At 64.9% G+C, this 17,264-nt stretch carries 16 protein-coding genes; 9 read left to right on the top strand and 7 right to left on the bottom strand.

Annotated elements, in window-relative coordinates; all coding sequences use genetic code 11:
* Positions 1-268 precede the first annotated feature (268 nt).
* The 3 genes from gatE to btuC all read right to left on the bottom strand — a co-directional run bounded on the left by gatE (position 269) and on the right by btuC (position 4,637).
* Positions 269-2,185: a Glu-tRNA(Gln) amidotransferase subunit GatE gene (gene gatE / locus CV102_RS19020; RefSeq protein ID WP_148859612.1), complete on the bottom strand. Its 1,917-nt coding sequence runs from the start codon at positions 2,183-2,185 to the stop codon at positions 269-271.
* A gap of 74 nt (positions 2,186-2,259) precedes the next feature.
* A complete protein-coding gene (locus tag CV102_RS19015) occupies positions 2,260-3,618 on the bottom strand; it encodes a heme ABC transporter ATP-binding protein (protein ID WP_148859611.1) in 1,359 nt (452 codons plus the stop codon).
* Complete coding sequence (gene btuC, locus CV102_RS19010; RefSeq protein ID WP_148859610.1) at positions 3,615-4,637, bottom strand: vitamin B12 ABC transporter permease BtuC; 1,023 nt, start codon at positions 4,635-4,637, stop codon at positions 3,615-3,617. Before btuC ends, CV102_RS19015 begins: the two co-directional genes overlap by 4 nt.
* 59 nt (positions 4,638-4,696) lie before the next feature.
* On the opposite strand from btuC, the gene CV102_RS19005 reads away from it, so the two are divergent.
* From CV102_RS19005 to CV102_RS18980, 6 genes are all read left to right on the top strand, one after another.
* Positions 4,697-5,809, top strand: a complete 1,113-nt coding sequence (locus tag CV102_RS19005) for a PGF-CTERM-anchored ABC transporter substrate-binding protein (protein ID WP_148859609.1) — start codon at positions 4,697-4,699, stop codon at positions 5,807-5,809.
* Positions 5,810-5,894: 85 nt separating this feature from the next.
* Positions 5,895-6,176 (top strand): signal recognition particle subunit SRP19, encoded by a 282-nt coding sequence (srp19, locus tag CV102_RS19000; RefSeq protein WP_148859608.1) that lies wholly within the window; start codon positions 5,895-5,897, stop codon positions 6,174-6,176.
* A complete protein-coding gene (locus CV102_RS18995) occupies positions 6,176-6,418 on the top strand; it encodes an H/ACA ribonucleoprotein complex subunit GAR1 (RefSeq protein ID WP_148859652.1) in 243 nt (80 codons plus the stop codon). The genes srp19 and CV102_RS18995 overlap by 1 nt, the downstream gene beginning before the upstream one ends.
* Positions 6,419-6,517: 99 nt before the next feature.
* Complete coding sequence (locus CV102_RS18990; RefSeq protein ID WP_148859607.1) at positions 6,518-7,546, top strand: presenilin family intramembrane aspartyl protease PSH; 1,029 nt, start codon at positions 6,518-6,520, stop codon at positions 7,544-7,546.
* Between the two features lie 438 nt (positions 7,547-7,984).
* Complete coding sequence (locus CV102_RS18985) at positions 7,985-9,151, top strand: inorganic phosphate transporter (protein WP_148859606.1); 1,167 nt, start codon at positions 7,985-7,987, stop codon at positions 9,149-9,151.
* Positions 9,152-9,233: 82 nt separating this feature from the next.
* Entirely contained in the window at positions 9,234-9,653 is a 420-nt protein-coding gene (locus tag CV102_RS18980; RefSeq protein WP_148859651.1) for a universal stress protein, read from the top strand.
* Positions 9,654-10,239: 586 nt separating this feature from the next.
* Here the strand turns inward: CV102_RS18980 and CV102_RS18975 are convergent.
* The 4 genes from CV102_RS18975 to CV102_RS18955 all read right to left on the bottom strand — a co-directional run bounded on the left by CV102_RS18975 (position 10,240) and on the right by CV102_RS18955 (position 14,591).
* A complete protein-coding gene (locus CV102_RS18975) occupies positions 10,240-10,929 on the bottom strand; it encodes a DUF6517 family protein (RefSeq protein WP_148859605.1) in 690 nt (229 codons plus the stop codon).
* A 170-nt stretch (positions 10,930-11,099) separates the two neighbouring features.
* Positions 11,100-12,608 (bottom strand): cysteine--tRNA ligase, encoded by a 1,509-nt coding sequence (gene cysS, locus CV102_RS18970; RefSeq protein ID WP_148859604.1) that lies wholly within the window; start codon positions 12,606-12,608, stop codon positions 11,100-11,102.
* An 80-nt stretch (positions 12,609-12,688) separates the two neighbouring features.
* Positions 12,689-13,666: a patatin-like phospholipase family protein gene (locus CV102_RS18965; protein WP_148859603.1), complete on the bottom strand. Its 978-nt coding sequence runs from the start codon at positions 13,664-13,666 to the stop codon at positions 12,689-12,691.
* A gap of 412 nt (positions 13,667-14,078) precedes the next feature.
* Positions 14,079-14,591: a DUF7523 family protein gene (locus CV102_RS18955; protein ID WP_148859602.1), complete on the bottom strand. Its 513-nt coding sequence runs from the start codon at positions 14,589-14,591 to the stop codon at positions 14,079-14,081.
* A gap of 90 nt (positions 14,592-14,681) precedes the next feature.
* Here CV102_RS18955 and CV102_RS18950 point away from each other — a divergent pair, with 90 nt between their 5' ends.
* The 3 genes from CV102_RS18950 (at position 14,682) to CV102_RS18940 (ending at position 17,248) form a co-directional block, all read left to right on the top strand.
* The gene (locus CV102_RS18950; RefSeq protein WP_148859601.1) at positions 14,682-14,933 is read left to right on the top strand and encodes a BolA family protein; all 252 of its coding nucleotides are present in this window, start codon (positions 14,682-14,684) and stop codon (positions 14,931-14,933) included.
* A gap of 141 nt (positions 14,934-15,074) precedes the next feature.
* The gene (locus tag CV102_RS18945) at positions 15,075-15,536 is read left to right on the top strand and encodes a PH domain-containing protein (RefSeq protein ID WP_148859600.1); all 462 of its coding nucleotides are present in this window, start codon (positions 15,075-15,077) and stop codon (positions 15,534-15,536) included.
* Positions 15,533-17,248 (top strand): PH domain-containing protein, encoded by a 1,716-nt coding sequence (locus CV102_RS18940; RefSeq protein WP_148859599.1) that lies wholly within the window; start codon positions 15,533-15,535, stop codon positions 17,246-17,248. Before CV102_RS18945 ends, CV102_RS18940 begins: the two co-directional genes overlap by 4 nt.
* The last annotated feature ends 16 nt before the right edge of the window (positions 17,249-17,264 follow it).

Genomic DNA, 17,264 nt, shown 5'->3' with positions numbered 1-17,264 from the left:
GCGTTTCGCGGTTCTCACTCACTTCGTTCGTTCCGAACCGCGCACGTTCCGAACCGCGCACGTTCCGAACCGCGCACGTTCCGAACCGCGCACGTTCCGAACCGCGCTCCCGTCGTGCGATCGGGTACGCACTGACTTTCAGTGGCCACTATAGCTCTCTCGAAGTCCGCAACGAGTTGGCTACTCGTAACCGAACTCGAGCAGCAGGTCCCTTCGAAGAACGGTCGATTGGTACTCGGTTCGTCCTCGAGTAGTCTTTACTTCACGATCAGGCCCGCTTCTGAATCTCCTCGCGCAGCAACTGGCTCACGAGGTCGCCGTCGGCCTTGCCGCGGAGGGCGCCCATGCATTCGCCCATGAGTCCGGAGAACGCCTGCATTCCCTCTTCTTCGACCTGGCTCTCGTTGCGCTCGACGACCTCGGCGATGGCCTCGCGAACCTCCTCCTCGTCGGCGCCGCCGAGGCCAGCCTCCTCGGCGGCCTCCTCGGCCGAGCGATCCGGCTCTTCGGCGAGTGCCCGCAGAAGGTCCGGCACGCCCTCGTTGGGGAGGTCACCGCTCTCGGCCATCGAGAGCACGGACACGATGTGCTCCCTGTGCAGGTCCGAGACGGGCACGCCGTCCCGCCGGAGTTCCGTGAGCGTCGACTCGAGCGTCGTCGCGGCCAGCGTCGGATCGACACCGTCGGACTCGTCCGGCGAGCCTCCGCTCGCGTCGCTCGCGGAGATCCCCTCGGAGACGACGTCCTCGAAGAGGGGCATGTGTTTGCCGTAGGCGACCTGCTCGGCCAGTCCCGATCCCAGATCGTACTCCGCCTGGTAGCGCTCGACCTTTTCGGTGAGCAGTTCGGGCTGGGGAACCTCGCTCGGGTCCGGTTCGACGGGCGGAACGTCCGTCTCGGGGTACATCCGCGCCGCGCCGGGGAGGGGACGCATGTATCGAGTCGTCCCGTCGTCGTTCGCCCCGCGGGTCTCCTCGGGGACGCCCTCGAGGGAACTTCTCGCCCGCTCGGCGACGGCTTCGATCGCGGACTCGGCGATCTCGTCGTCGTCGGCGACGATCGCGACGGCGTCCTCGGGGTCGGCACCGACTGCGTCTCGAAGCGCTGCCACCTCGTCCTCGGTTACTCCGTACGCAGGGAGTTCGTCCGTGTGGAAGATCCCGCCCGCGCCGTGGCGTTTCGCGTGATCGGAGAACTCCGTGCCGAGGCGCCGATCGGGAGCGATCTCGCGGCCGACGAGGCCGTCGAAGCCGGACAGCGGGACGGCCATCACGGAGCCGCCCGAGCCGAGTGCGCCGGCGATCACGCCGCTGTCGGTTCCCTCGAAGACGTCGGTCACGTCCTGTACCTCGCCGACGGAGGCCTCGCGCTCGGCGAGTTCGTCGGCGATCTCGACGAGTTCGACCTGTCGGGCGGCCTCGTTGCGAACGATGTCGTCGATGTCGTCCAGGCTCTGGACGCCCTTGATCTCGACGCGAGCGCCCGCCGCGATGGAGACGTTGACGTCCTGGCGGATCGTTCCGAGTCCACGCTTAACCTTGCCCGTCGAGCGCAGCAGCATGCCGATCCGTTCGGCGGCCTCGAGCGCCTGGTCGGGCGTCGAGATATCCGGCTTGGTGCCGATCTCGACCAGCGGAATGCCGAGTCGGTCGAGGCTGTAGCGAACGCCGTCGTCGGTCTCTGCGACGCGCTGGGCGCTCTCCTCCTCGAGCAGCAGGTCCTCGATGCCGACCGCTCCCTCGCTCGTCTCGATCTCGCCCTCGGTGGCGATCAGCGTCGAGCGCTGGAAGCCGGAGGTGTTCGAGCCGTCGACGACGATTTTGCGCATGACGTGGGCCTGATCGACCGGGCTCATGTCCATCAACTGGGCCACCTCGAGGGTCGTCTCGAGCGCTTCGTCGTCCAACTCGTGCGGTGGTTCCTCGTCCTCCTCGACGAGGCAGGTCGAATCGTACGCGAGGTACTCGAACTCGCGGTCGACCTTGCTCTCCTCTAGGGCGGCGTCGTCGATCTCGCCCAGTTCGCTGCGGGTCGGGTGGAGGTAGCGGGTAAACCGCCGCGTCGACTCCTCGGGTTCGCGAATCTCGGTCGGACACTGGCAGAACAGCTTCGTCGCCGTGTCGAGTTGCTGGTGGATCTCCAGTCCGGCGACGAGTCCGAGCTCGTCGTAGTCGTACTCGGTCATTGATCGCCACTCGGGCGCGCGGGGGTAAAAAACCGTCCAGTCCGGATCGCGGCTCCGGATCGAGGCTCCGCCCGTCAGTCGTCCGTCGATTCGGCGTCCGGTGGCTCGACGTCTTCCGGTTCCCCCTCCGACGACTCGCCACCCGTTTCGAGCGGTGATCCGAACCCGTCGTCGACCTCGTCAATGGCCTCGAGAATCCCGCCTACCGAGGCGATCCTCGCGGACTGCCGACAGCGCTCGTACAGCGTCCGCGCTCGGTCGCCAGCGTGGTTTCGCTCGGCGAAGGGGCGAGAGTCGACGACGACGAGGCTCGGCGTCTCGGCCAGATCCTCGAGGAGGAGCTGATTTCCGGCACCGACCTCGAGATCGGCCGCGACCGTTACGTCCGCCGCCTCGAGGTGTCGCCGGACCGAAGACCGGTCCGCGGCTGAAAGCGCTGCGAACGGTTCGACCTCGAGCGTCTCGAGTCCGTGCTGGCGGGCGACCTCGGCGGCGACGTCACCGCTCGAGACGGGACCGACCGTACACTCGATGTCGGCGGTCACGAGCCGAGAGACGACGTTCGCGGCGGTCGACCCGTTCCCGACGACGTGGACTCGTTCCGGAAGGGGTTCCCTCTCCGTCTCGCGAAGTGCGGTCACCGCCGGCGTCCCCGTTGCGGGGTTTTCCATCACCGTCGCGGTCACGTCGAACGCCGACTCGAGCGTCTTCGCCGTCAGCACCGATTCGGGTGGTCCCGCCTCTAGCACCGAGCCGTCCGCGAGGGCGACGAGACGATCGCAGTACCGCGCGGCGAGGTTCAGGTCGTGAATCGCGGCGACGACGGTAGTGCCGTCCTCGACGAGGTCGCGAACGAGTTCGAGCGTCTCGATCTGGTGGTTGACGTCGAGGCTGGCCGTCGGTTCGTCCAGCAACAGGACGGGGGTGTCCTGTGCGATCGCACGGGCGAGGACGACACGCTGGCGTTCCCCGCCGCTGACCTCGTCGATCGGTCGGTCCGCGAACTCGGCGGTTCGGGTCCGCTCGAGTGCGCGCTCGACGTGCGTTCGATCGTCCTCGGTCGGTGGTGAGAAGCGCGATCGGTGGGGATACCGTCCCATCTCGACGACGGTCCGGACGTCGAACGAAAAGGAGAGGGTCGTATCCTGCGGGACGACCGCGACCAGCCGGCTTGCCGCCTTCGAGGAGCGGTCGTGGAGGTCCGTACCGTCTATCGTGACGGTTCCTCGGGTCGGCGAGACCGCGCCGCTGATCGCCCGCAGGAGGGTCGTCTTGCCGGCGCCGTTCGGCCCGACCAGGCCGACGAACTCTCCCGGTTCGGCCGTCACGGAGACGTTCTCGAGGATCTCTACCCCTCCGAGCGACACTGCGAGGTCACTGATTTCGATCCGTGCCCCGTTCGCCGCAGGCGATTCCGTTCGGTCACCGGTCATAGGGCGTGGACCTCCCGACTCGTGAGCAGATAGAGGAAAAACGGTGCGCCGACGAACGCGGTGACGATGCCGACGGGGACGATCGGAATGCCGAACGCGCCGACTCGAGCGACGGTGTCCGCGACGACGAGAAACGAGGCGCCCGCGAGCGCGCTGGTCGGCAGCAAGATGCGGTGATCCGGGCCGACGATCAGCCGCATCATGTGGGGGACGACGAGGCCAACGAAGCCGATGATTCCGGCGACGGCAACCCCGGCGGCGGTGACGATGCTCGCGATCGCGAGCAACAGCAGTTTGGTCCGTTCGACGTTCACGCCGAGGTGCTGGGCGTCCTCCTCGCCGAGCAGGAGGACGTTCATCTCGCGGGTGTACGCACCGAGCACGAGGACGCCGACGAGCGTCACCGGCAGCGCGAAGCCGACGTCGGCCCAGTTGCTCCGGTGGAGGTGGCCCATCATCCAGACGACGGCTTCCCGGAGGCTCTCGCCGCTGTGGACCAGCATGTAGGAGATCACCGCGCCGAGAAACGCCTGGACGGCGACGCCGGCGAGTAACAGCGTTGCGACCGGCGTTCGACCGCCCTCGGTCGCGATGGCGTAGACCAGAAACGCGGTCGCGATCGCGCCGACGAACGCGGGCAGGTGGATGCTCCCGATCGGCACCAGCGCCGGAAAGGCGATCGCGGCGACGGCGCCGACGGCCGCCCCCGACGAGACGCCGATGATCGAGGGATCGGCGAGCGGATTTCGGAAGAAGCCCTGCATGACCGTTCCGGCGGCCGCGAGCGCGAAGCCGACGGTCGCCGCCAACAGAATTCTGGGGAGTCGGACGTCCGCGACGATCGTCTGGTGGGTCGCCGGCACGTCGTACGTCCCGGCCCCGGCGAGGTTGGCCATCGCCTTCGAGACGGTCACCGGGTCGATCCGAACCGGCCCGAGCGCCGCGCTCGCGACGACGACGGCGACGAGCAGTACCGAAAGCCCGAGCGACCACGAGACGATACGACCCCGATTAGACACGGCTGAAAGCTCGCTTGCAGTAGGCAAATATTTGTTGGAGTGGGGTCCACTGTTCGGTAATGCGAAGCGCACTAATCGTTTTCGTCGCCGTACTGACCGTCCTCGCCGCGTTTACGCCGGCCGTCGCCGCGGGAGGACACGCAGCGAACGTTGCACAGGAGGAACCGACCTGCGAGTTTCCCTTCGAGGGTGAGGACGCGACCGGCGAGCAGGTGACGATAGAGGAAGAACCCGACTCGGTCGTCGCCTTACAACCGAGCGACGCCCAGATACTGTTCGAGATCGGCGCCGAAGAGAAGGTCGACGGCATGCCGGTCAACGAGTACACCGCCTACCTCGAGGCCGACGAGGAACTCGATATTAGCGACGATATGGGCAGTCCGGTTGCCGAGGAAGTCATCGACCGCGATCCCGACGTCGTTCTCGCGGCGAGCCACCTCGCGAACGACGACGTGGTCGACCAGCTCCGCGACGCGGGGCTAACCGTCTACGTCTTCCCGATCGAGGAGTCCCTCGACGACGTTGCCGAGAACGTGCGGACAACCGGCGAGCTCGTCGGCGAGTGTGAGGGCGCCGCCGAATCCGTCGAGTGGATGGACGAACGCCTCGAGATCATCGAGGAAGCGACCGCGGACGAGGAGCACCCGCTCGCGTACTACGCAATGATTGGGAGCTTTACCGCCGGCGACGACACTTTCCAGCACGAGCTCATGACGACTGCCGGCGTCGAGAACCTCGGTGCGGAAGTCGGAATCGAAGGCTGGCAGGAGATTAGCGAAGAGGATATCATCGAAGAGGACCCCGAGTGGATCATCTACGAGGACTCCGCCGAGGAGCCGCCGGTCAGCGAATCCGTGATGGGGACGACCGCCTACCAGAACGAGCAGTTCGTCGAAGTTGACGCCCAGCAGTTCAACCAGCCCGGACCGCTCGTCGTGCTCGCGATCGAGGAGATCGTCCAGGAGATCCATCCCGACGCGTATGCCGAGGCTGAGGCCGAACTCGAGGCAGGTAGCGACGACGCCGACGACGATGCGAGCGACGACGACGCTGCCGACGACGCGGACACCGACGACGAAGCTGCCGACGACGACACGATCCCAGGCTTCGGGGTTCCGGCAGCCGTCGCGGCGCTACTCGCCCTGCTGGCGGGACTGACTCACCGCCGATAACGCGCCCTCGAGCGCCGACGAAACTCGAGCGCGGAACCGACCACTTTTGAAAAGTGTTTACCCGTAGGCCTGCCGAAATGAGGGTATGGTCGAGAACGTCATCTGGCCCGCCTATCTCGATACGGACCTCTCCCGGGCCGAGGGGCGACGGGTCGCCGAGGACCTGGCGGTCGAGGAGCCGACGGTCGACGAGATCGCGAAAGCCGTCCAGCAGATCGGGTACGACGCCACGATCGAGCGGGACAAGTCCTACTCGCGGGAGCACTGGGCCGACCGCGGCCGGGTCGTCGTTCGGGGTGCCGACGACTCGACGAAGAACGACCTCGTCCAGGCCGTCGCGGCCTACGTCGCCGCGATGCGCGAATGATGCGTCGCGTCGGGCAGGTCGTTCGCACCGCGCAGGGGTTGGCGATCCTGCGAACGGATGCGGACGTCGACGAGGAGACGCTCCAGGACGAGATCGGGACGATGGTGCTCGACGACTCGCTCGAGACCGTCGGCCGCGTCGTCGACGTCTTCGGTCCCGTCGACCGTCCCTACCTGGCGGTGACGCCGGACGACGGCGTCCACCTGCCGTCGCTGGTCAGTTCGACGCTGTACTCGCGGTGAGCCGACGGCAACTGGCCGAGTCGCCCGCGGACCAGCGAACGACTGGCCGGCAGCGGACCAACGAAAAACCCCAAGAGGAGCGGGTGCAAACGCCGGTTCATGAACCATCGGAGCCGGGTCTACGTGGCCGTCGGCGTGACGGTCCTGCTGTTTCTCGGTGTCCAGCTCGGCGCGCTGGCACTGATCGAACCGTTCCACGACTCGGAACGGCAGGCCGTCGACGACCCTGAAAACCCGACCAACAGTCTCGTCTACTTCGGAATCATCCTCGTCGCGACCGGCTTCATGCTCGCGACCTTCCGGTACGACCTCGAGTGGCTCATCAGGGCGATGATCATCGGCGTGAGCGTGATGCTCGCCTGGTTCGTCTTCACCGAGTTCGTCCCGCCGGTCGTCACAGCCGGGTCGGCCAACGTGCTCGCCGTCCTCGCCGCACTCGGCGTCGGCGCGGCGCTGCTGTTCTACCCCGAGTGGTACGTGATCGATCTTACCGGGGTCCTGATGGGGGCGGGCGCCGCGGCCCTGTTCGGGATCAGCTTTGGACTGCTGCCGGCGATCTTGCTGCTGGCCGTCCTCGCCATCTACGACGCGATCAGCGTCTACCGAACCGAGCACATGCTCGACCTCGCCGAGGGCGTAATGGACCTCAAGATCCCCGTCGTCCTCGTGATTCCGACGACGCTTTCCTACTCCTATCTCGCCGCCGGGAGCACGGACGACGTTCTCGAAGACGAAACCGGTGAGGCCGCCGAGGAGACCGACGGTGGCTCGAGTCTCTCCGACGAGGACGTCACGAGCGGTTCGGAACCGAGCGACGACGAGGAAGTCGATACCTCCCGCGACGCGCTCTTCATCGGACTCGGCGACGCCGTCATCCCGACCATCCTCGTCGCGAGCGCGGCGTACTTCGTCGACGCCGGAACGCTCGAGGTGCCCGGAATCGTCCTGAACGTCCCTGCCCTCGGTGCCATCCTGGGAACGCTCGCCGGCCTGCTCGTCCTCATGCATATGGTGCTCAAGGGGCGTCCGCACGCGGGACTGCCGCTGCTCAACGGTGGCGCGATCGGCGGCTACCTGCTCGGCGCGCTCGCGAGCGGTCTCTCGATCGTCGGCGCGCTCGGTTTGTAGTTCGATCACCCGGAGCGCACTGCGGTTTTTCTCGGAGACCGACTGCGCCGAGTGATACTCTCCTGATGGAACCGGTGTCCCCGCCGATTGGACTGTCGGCCGTGGATCGAGCGGAAACGAATCGATAGCAGTAGTTGGTAATACACTGTTGTTATTCAGTCTGAGCTGTGCATCTGAATCGGTCGAGTCGTTACGTGCAGATGCGAACCTAACGCGATTACTTCCATCAGCTAATAGAGATGTTGAGAGAGGCGTGCTGAATACACAGCGCGAATGTCGCACAAGATTCTGGTTGATTTGCGACGATGGAGATTGCTCAGTGCAGGTAGGGTAGTTACTGAAGCGGCAATCTAGCCCCACTAGCTATCAAAAGGACCGGACTGAACACAATGGTTGGATGCAATAATCCTTTTACGATCTCACTCATATTATTTACTGATGGTTGAAACTATTCTACTGGTCGGAATTGTCGCCTCTATTTTCGTCGGCTTCAACATCGGCGGCTCGTCAACCGGGATTGCGTGGGGCCCGGCAGTAGGTGCCGGACTCCTCAGTAAAGTGGCTGCCGCCGGCCTAATGACGTTCTTCGTCTTTCTCGGCGGCTGGACCGTCGGACGGAACGTGATGGACACGCTCGCAGGCGACATTATTACGATCGAAATTTCGATCGCAGCGGGAGTCGCCGTGCTCTTCTTTATCGGTCTGGGAATCCTGATCGCTAACGTTTTCGGTGTCCCTGTCCCGACGTCAATGACGACCGTCGGTGCGATCGTCGGACTCGGACTCGCAACTGGGACAGCAAACTTCGAGACGATCGGCTGGATCGTCTCGTGGTGGGTCGTCACGCCGGTCCTTGGGTTCTGGGTTGGGGCAATGGTTGGTCGGTATATTTATCCCGAACTCAACCGGCGGGTCCAGATCAAAGCATCCGAGGGGCCCCTGATCACGCTCGATCGCAGTAGTTCGCTTCCGAGGCCAGCACTCGGCCCGAACTCCACCTATGGGGAACTCGTCGGGACAGTCGTCGTTCTCATTATCGGGTGTTATATGGCCTTTAGTGCCGGCGCGAGTAATGTTCCAAACGCGGTCGCACCGCTGGTTAGCAGCGGGACACTCGAGGCAAACCCCGCAATCCTGATCGCAACGGTAGCAATCGGACTCGGTGGGTTCACGATTGCCCGCCGCACGATGGAGTCCGTCGGAAGCGAACTCAGCGATATCCCACTTCTTGCGGCCCTCGTGGTCATGACCACTGCGGCGACGATCACGACCGCCCTCTCGTGGATCGGCATCCCGATCAGCCTCGTGATGGCGTCAGTGATGACTATCGTCGGGCTCGGCTGGGGTCGTGCAACCCGTCCTATCACCGCCCGCGAAGCGATTCAAGGCGAGACCGACACGGAGATTACGACGGGTGCCCTGAAAGCGGAGCCCGACGCCCCAGTGACGAAGATCGGTGAAGAAGAATCCGAAGAAGTCCTGAACGCGGACGATCTGTTTAATCCAAGAGCCATCATCAAGTACGTCTCAATGTGGATTATCGGTCCAGCGATGTCGACGCTCCTCGCATACGCGTTTTTCGTCGTAATCCCGGGCGTCGCGTAACACAACGAGACTGTTCAGTTGATACCGGACGATGGCGTACTTTCCCTTCCCGTTTATTCGTGGACTCGTTGTACAGTACGGTATGCTTTCCCGCATCCTCGTCCCGATGGACGATTCTGAGATGGCAGCACACGCCCTCGAATATGCTCTCGAAGCACACCCCGGCGCCAAAATAACCGTTCTGCACGTCGTCGGTGAGCCGTCGTCGATGTGGGGTGGGGCGTCAGCGCTCGCCCTCGCCGACGATCTTGAGGAAGCGGCCCAAGAACACGCCCAAGACGTATTCGATCGTGCCCACGAGATCGCCGCGGAACACGATGCTGAGATCGATACTGAATTCCAACTCGGCCACCCGGTGCGGGCGATCCTCCGGGAAGCTGGGGACTACGATACGGTGGTAATTGGGAGTCACGGCGGTACCGTCGCGGAACGGCTGTTTGTCGGTAACGTCGCTCAGAAACTCTTTCGCCGGTCGCCCGTGCCGGTCACAGTTGTCCGGTAAGTCGACCCAATACGACTCTATCACCGCCATCGCTATTTGAGAGAGGTCTGAGCGTAAGGCGCGAATGTTGCATGGGCTGAGACTCGATTTGCACAGGTGGAGTGAGCGTTCAGTACAGATCACGCATGGGGTATCGGATATGATTTAGCGACAAAACGGAGCATTACGTTAATAGGTTGCCGTGCTGCACCCATCCTCTGTATTCAGCACGCGGCTTTTGACAGTTATCGGAGAAACCGACGGTCGTTCCGTTACCCACTTGACCTGCACGCAACGCGAGTTTCAGACGGGATTCTGAATAACGAAACCGTGCTACTTCTACTGATAATACTCTCGAGCCAGAAGATATTCAGCAGTCCTCTCACGTCACAGTTAGTAGGGTACGACCGGGGAGTTGGCTGATCGGTGTTTGTGACTGTCGATGGATCCCCGGTCGGTCCCTTGTTCTCTCGCCAGCGGAAATAATTTTCTCAGCCAAAGCTGAGTATATTTGTTTGATGACACAGAGTCCGTTCCAAAACACGGTCTCCGATCGAACTGCACCCGGGCGGTACCGATCCGCGGTTTTCTCGACCTCTCTCGCCAGCTACCCGTCGTCCTCGACGATTTCCGCGTCCACGTCGTCGCCGTGCTCGAGTCCCCGGATTATCACGTCGACCCGGTCGCGCTCGGAGTCGCTCGGGAGATTTCCGTCGTCCGGATAGACGCCGACGATCACGAAGTGGTCACCGCCGTGGTCGGGCGTGGCGATGTCGAGGAAGACGTCGACTTCCTGCTGGCCCTGAAAGGCCGCCTCCCCCTCGTAGGAGTCGAGCGAGACGGTCGTTCCGTCGAGCGCCTCGACCGCGCGCCCATCGATGGAGTCCCCGACCTCGAGTTCGTCGTACTGGTCCTGGATCAACTCGACGATCTCCTCGCTGGTCATGTCGCCGACCGGGTTGAAGTCCTCGTCGGCGACGCTGACCTGCGGCGTCGTGATGACGGCGAACACGCCCGCGTCGACGTCGCCACCGAGCACACCGAGTGGCGTTTCGATCGTCCGAGTGTACTCGGTGATGTAGTTCGTCGCCTCGACGTCTTCGCCAGCGACCGTTTCGGATCTGACGGTCTCTTCGGTCCCCTGGTACGTGTAGCCGGCCTCGTCGGCCGCGCTCTCGTCGACGACCGCCGGCGACGCCGAGAAGGTCGTCACGTCGTCGATGAGCCCGTTGAGACAGCCGGCCGAGACGCCGACGCAGCCGGCCGCGGCCGTGGCAACGAACTGTCGTCGATTCATGCTACTCTCGTTCATCGTTTTCTAACGTATAAGTTACGTGGGTAGTCCCACTGGTGAACCAGTTACCCGATCGGGGTAATCGGTTCCTACCTCGCTCGCAGGGCGAGGCGCTCGTGGTCGAAATGCGGCGCCCGAGAACGGAGACGATCGTGCGAATCGGCGACCGGCTACTACTCGTCGCCCGACGGGAGCCGATACGTCGGCCCCTCGTCGGTATCCTGCACTTCGATCCCCAGCGCCTCGAGTTCGTCGCGCAACTCGTCGGCCCGCTCGTAGTCGCCGGCCTCGCGCTCGTGCTCGCGCACGTCGAGGACGAGTTCGACGACGTCGCCTGCAAGGGTCGCCGTCCCGTCAGTGTCGCCCTCGAACGAGAGCCCGAGAACGTCGCCCAGTTCCTCGAGGGTCTCGATCGCCCGACGGAGGCCGCGGTAGTCGTACCCCTCGCTCGCGTCGGTCTCCTCGAGGTGGCGGTTGATCGCCGTCGCGACCGAGAGCAGTGCCGACTGCGCCTCGCGGGTGTTGAAGTCGTCGTTCATCGCGGCCGTGAACTCCTCGCGGGCGTCGGAAACGGCCTCGCGGAGGTCGTCGTCCGCGGCTTTCGCACTCATCTCGGGCGAGTCGACGGCGTCGACGGCCGCCTCGTAGGCGCGCTCGAGGCGATCCCACCGCTCTTCGGCCTCGGCGATCGTCTCGTCCGAGTAGAGCTGGACGTTGTTGTACGCGCCGGCGGTGAGGAAGGTCCGGAGGACGTTCGTTCCCCACTGGTCGACCGCCTGGTCGACGGTGACGAAGTTGCCCAGACTCGAGGACATCTTCTCGTCGTCCATCTGGAACAGTTCGCAGTGGAGCCAGTACTTCGCGAACCGCTGGTCCGTCGCCGCCTCGGACTGGGCGATCTCGTTTTCGTGGTGGGGGAAGACGAGGTCCCGCCCGCCGACGTGGAGGTCCAGGGTCTCGCCGAGGTGGGTCATACTCATCGCCGAGCACTCGATGTGCCAGCCGGGTCGGCCCTCGCCCCAGGGCGAGTCCCAGGTCAGGGCGGTCTCACAGGACTCCTCGGCGGGTGCCGCACCCTCGTGGCGGTGCTCTTCGACCGCGTCCGGACCGACGCCGTCGGCCTTCCAGAGCGCGAAGTCGGCGGGGTTGTGCTTCTCCGAGCGCTCGTCCGGATCGCCCTGGGACTCGATCTCCTCGAGATCCTGGTTCGAGAGCGCGCCGTACTCGTCGAACTCGGTGACGTCGAAGTAGACCGAGCCGTTGGACTCGTAGGCGTACCCCTTCTCCATCAGGGTCTCGACGAGGTCGACGATCTCGGGGACGTGCTCGGAGACGCGGGGGTAGACCTCCGCGCGCAGGAGGTTGAGCGAGCGCATGTCAGCGAGCGTCCGCTCGATGTACGTCTCCGCGACGTCGGCCTCGTCCTCGCCCAACTCGTCCTCGCCGACGCGGGCGACGATCTTCTCGTTGATGTCGGTGAAGTTCTCGACGTGACGCACGTCGTAGCCGATATGCTCGAGCCAGCGGTGCATTACGTCGACGTGGACCCACGAGCGTGCGTGGCCCAGGTGGGGCGGATCGGAGACCGTCAGGCCACAGTAGTAGAGCAGAACGTTCTCGGGGTCCTGTGGCTCGAACGGCTCTTTCTCGCCCGTTAACGTGTTCGTCACGTGCAGGGTCATTACCCTGATTTTTTCCGGACGGCAGTTAAGCAGTGTGGTGGCCGCCGCTCGAGTCGGTTTTCGGCGCAGTCGATCGCCTTTCAGTCGGCCGCCCGATCGTCGAGAAACGCCGCGGCTCGCTCCTCGCCTTCGGCCGCGAGTTGCTCGAGAAAGTCCGGGTCGCGGTCGAGTTTTGTCGACTGGTGATAGCCCGTTAGCTCGATCTGCTTGACTTCCGTCGTCGTGTACTCCGGGTGGTCGAAGTGACCGCTCTCGATCCACTCGTTGATCCGCTCGACGATGCGAAGCTCCTGGTTCAGAGAGATGTTACCCGCGAGTTCGTTACGTCGATCGCCGATTTCCGAAAGCGAGGTCGGTGTCTCCGGCCGAACCTGGGGGTTGATCTGAACGATCCACAGCTCGTCGGGCGTCCGGTCGCCGGGAAGGGAGAGCAGGTCCCCGACCGGCGGGTTCTGCGAGAGCAGCCCGTCCCAGTGGTGGTCGCCGTCGATCTCGACGGCCTCGAACAGCCCCGGTACTGCGGCCGAAGCGAGGACGGCGTCGACCGTGACGTCTTCGTTGACGAACGTCACGAACTCGCCGGCGTTGACGTTGACTGCGCCGACGACCAGATTCGGCACCTCGGCTGCACAGAGGACCGGAATCTTCGTGAAGGGAATGTGGCGTTCGAGAAGGTCGGCGAGCTGCCCCTGACTCCATCTGGCTGCCGGTGAGTAGTACGGACTCACTTGCGGGAGCCCGACACCGGTACTGGCGAGCCGGGCGTAGCTCGTCACCCAGTCGTTGAATAGCTGGTCTGCGACGTTGCTCGCAGCGATGTCGTCCCAGAGGTCGTCGAGGATCTCGATTCCCCTCGTCTCGTCGCCGGTGACGAATCCGTACCAGGCCGCGAGCGCGTTGAACGCGCCCCCGGAACTGCCGCTGATCCCGACCAGTTCGAACGTCTCCTCCTGGGTCTGCCACTGCGAGAGGAGTTCGCGGAGGACACCGGCCGTGAAAGCGGTGTGACTCCCGCCGCCCTGGCAGGCGATCGCCACCTGCGTCCGATCGTCGTTCATTCGCTCTCCCCCCCGAGTTCGGGACCGACGGGCGTCCGCGGACACGATCGATCGTTCGGTTCCGGACGGGGCCGTACGGCTCTCGAGACAGTCATCGATACCACTCCGTGAGCGGGCCGCAAGTAACTTTCCGGCAGTCCGTTCTCGAGGACGATAGTAGCCGCTGAACGTCAGTGCGCACTTGATCGCACGACGGGATCGCGGTTCGGAACGAGCGCGGTTCGGAACGAGCGCGGTTCGGAACGAGCGCGGTTCGGAACGAACGAAGTGAGTGAGAACCGCGCAACGCGAACGGGGAGGAACGACCCGTGAGCACGAAGTGAGTGAGAACCGCGCAACGCGAACGGGGAGGAACGACCCGTGAGCGACACAAGCAAGACCCGCGGACAGCGTGATCGGTGTGGAAACCGTTTCAGTTGGTACTATACGTCTGGGGAACTGCCTCGAGCGCGTCCTCGACCGCGCGCAGCGCGTTTGCCCCCTCGAGACGATCGACGATTATCATCATCGCGCCCTCGCTCACGCCGGCGGCGACCGGTGTAATTTCCTCGATCGAGAGGTGCTGTAGCGCCTCCGCGAGCGCGGTCGTATCGACGGCGCCGGTCGCGACGATCGCGGTCAGATCGCCGCCGTCGGTCCTGAACGACGTTCCGCCGACGGCGAGCAGCGCGGTTTCCGGATGGGATCCATCGATCGGAACCGCCGTGATTCCGCTTTCCATCCTGACGCGGGCGTCGCATGCCCCGGTCTCGTACGCCGGTAGCTCCTCGGCGTACCGGCGAATCGCCGTCGCCACCGCGTCGGCCTCGCCATCGACGTCGAGGTATCGGGCGGCGGCGGTATAGTTCACCACGCCGGCCCGCAGTGCGGCCAGGAGAAACGGGTGGTCGTCGACGGCGCGGCGCGTCTCGCTCGCGAGTGACATAGCTGTGGCACACCCCTGCATAGATATAAGCGTCGTGATCACGCGCCGTCGACCGCGGTGTTTTTGCCCCGAGCGGTCGACCGATCCCGTATGAAGCCAGACGACGTCGAGGCAGTCATCGAATCGGGACTCGAGGACGCCGACGCGACGGTCACACACGCACGCGACAAACACGACGACGATCACCTCGCGGCGACGGTCGTCTCGCCTTCCTTCGAGGGACTCCCGCTGGTCCAGCAACACCAGCAGGTCTACGACGCGCTCGGCGATCACATGACGACGGACATCCACGCGCTCGAGCTCTCGACGTACACGCCCGAGGAGTACGAGGACCTCGAGTAGCGGAGGTCGATGATGGCCGGGCGAAATACGCCGTCGCGACAGTCCGGGAGTCGTTCGCCCACTGCGTCGGTACGCGCCGCCCGTCGGGCGAACACCGGCTCGAACCGCAGGTTTATCCTTCACTCCTGATAGGATACTCGTATGGAGTCGCTTCATCCGCGTATCAGGATCCTCTGGGTCGCCCAGACGGCGATCATGGCGATCGTTCTCGGCGCCGTCTTCGTCGCCATCGATCGCTGGATCACCGCCGTCCCGACGGCCGGACTGGTGGGCGTGGTCGCCGTCGCGCTCGTCCTCGGTGCCGCCTACGCCATCCGGCTCTACCAGGTCTGGCAGTTCGAACTCCAGCCGGACGCGCTCTACCTCGAGCGCGGCGTCATCACGTTCGTCGAGACTGCCGTCCCCTTCGTCCGCGTCCAGCACGTCGACACGCAGTTCGGCCCCATCGAGCGGGCGCTCGGACTCTCGAGCGTCGTCGTCTACACGGCCGGCTCGCGGAACGCGGACGTCCGGATTCCCGGACTGCCGCCGAACCGGGCGCGGGACCTGCAGGATACGCTCCGCCAACTGGCCGTCGAGAGCGAGGCTGACGACGCAGTATGAACCGCCTCCATCCGTTCAGCGCGTTCACGTACGCCATCCAGTACGGGCTGCTCTGGCTCTGGATCCCGGTCTTTCTCGTCATCGGACTCGCGGGCGTCTTCGAACCCGTCAGCATGGCGTGGTTGCCGTTCGGTGCGTTGCTCGGTTTTCTCCTCGGCGCCGCCTACGGTGTCGTCTACTACTACCGGTTCGGGTACGCCGTCACGCCGGACACGTTCGACGTCGCCTCCGGCGTGTTCGCCCGCCGGTCCCGAGAGATCCCCTACCGGCGGATCCAGAACGTCGACGTTCGGCAGGGCGTGTTCCAGCGGCTGCTCGGCCTCGCCGTCGTCACCATCGAGACGGCCGGCGGTGGGAGCAGCGAGGCGGCCCTGAGTTTCGTCAGCAAGTCCGAAGCCGATAGATTGCAACACCAGATTCGGCGCCGAACGGCCCAGGTGAACGGCCGCTCCGAGACCCCCTCGACGGAACCGACGGAGGGCGAGGCGCCACGGGAGCGTGCGGAGTCGGGAGAGCCGACGGAACCGAGCGAGGTCGACGCCGAAGCGGAGCGAGAGGCCCCCTCTGAGTCGTCGGAGAGTGAGGTCCCGGCACCGACCGAACCCGACGAAGCCGGTCGTCCGCCCGCGGAGCGACGACCAGCGCCGTCGACCGATCGGCGGCCTGAGCCCCAGCGAAAGCGGCTGTTTGCCCTCGAGTCACGGGAACTCCTCCTCTACTCGCTGACGACGCTGCGACCGGCGGCGATCGCGGCGGTCGGCTTCGTCTTTTTTCTCGCGACCGACTCGATCCTCGAGGTGCTCCTCACCATCTCGCAGCCGTTCGGCGGCCCGGAGGACCTCGCAACCGGTGACGCACAGAGCTACGGCGTGTTGACCGTCGTCTCGGCGATCAACGGGATCGTCATCACCTACCTGGTCAGCGTCGCCTACACGTTCGCGACGTACTACGACTTCCAACTCGGCCGGGTCGGCGACGACTTCGTCTACGAGCGCGGCCTCCTCCAGCGCTACAGCGGCTCGATTCCGGTCGAGAAAGTTCAGTCGGTAACCGTCACCGACAACCCGCTCCAGCGGGCCATCGAGTACGCCGGCCTGTGGGTCGAGACGGCCGGCTACGGCCCCGACAGTAGCGGTGGCAGTCAGTCCGCCGTTCCCCTCGCTCGGACGGCGCACGTCCACCGGTTCACCGAGACCCTCACGGGCGTCGAGACGCCGAAGTTCGAGAGTCCGCCACCGCTGGCCCGCCGTCGATACCTCGTCCGATACTCGCTGATCGCCGCCGTGGTCGTCGGGATAGTTTTTGCTATCGCCCACGTGACGCCGCTCGAGCGCTGGTATCTCGCCGCGATCGTCTTCGCGGCGGTGCCGCCGGCGGCGCACTTGCGGTACGTCCACCTCGGCTACTACGTTGGAGAGGATCACCTGGTGATCCGCCGCGGATTCTGGCGCCGGCGGACGACCGTCATCCCGTACTACCGCATCCAGACCGTCACGACGCGGCGATCGATCTTCCAGCGTCGGCTCGGGCTGGCGTCGCTGGTCGTCGACACTGCCAGTTCGCGGACGTTCTTCTGGGCGACGCCGACCATCTACGACGTCGACCTCGAGGACGCGCGCGATACACACAGGACCGGCAGGAAGCGCCTGCAGTCGGCCCTGCGAGAGCGCGCTCGGGCCGACGACGTCGGCTTTTCGGTGGATTTTACCTGACCGGTCGCAACGCTTC

It is taken from the genome of Natronococcus pandeyae (assembly GCF_008122205.1).
Taxonomy (GTDB): domain Archaea; phylum Halobacteriota; class Halobacteria; order Halobacteriales; family Natrialbaceae; genus Natronococcus; species Natronococcus pandeyae.
The sequence above is the reverse complement of the archived record's forward strand: the minus strand, read 5'-3'. Positions and strand labels throughout refer to the sequence as shown.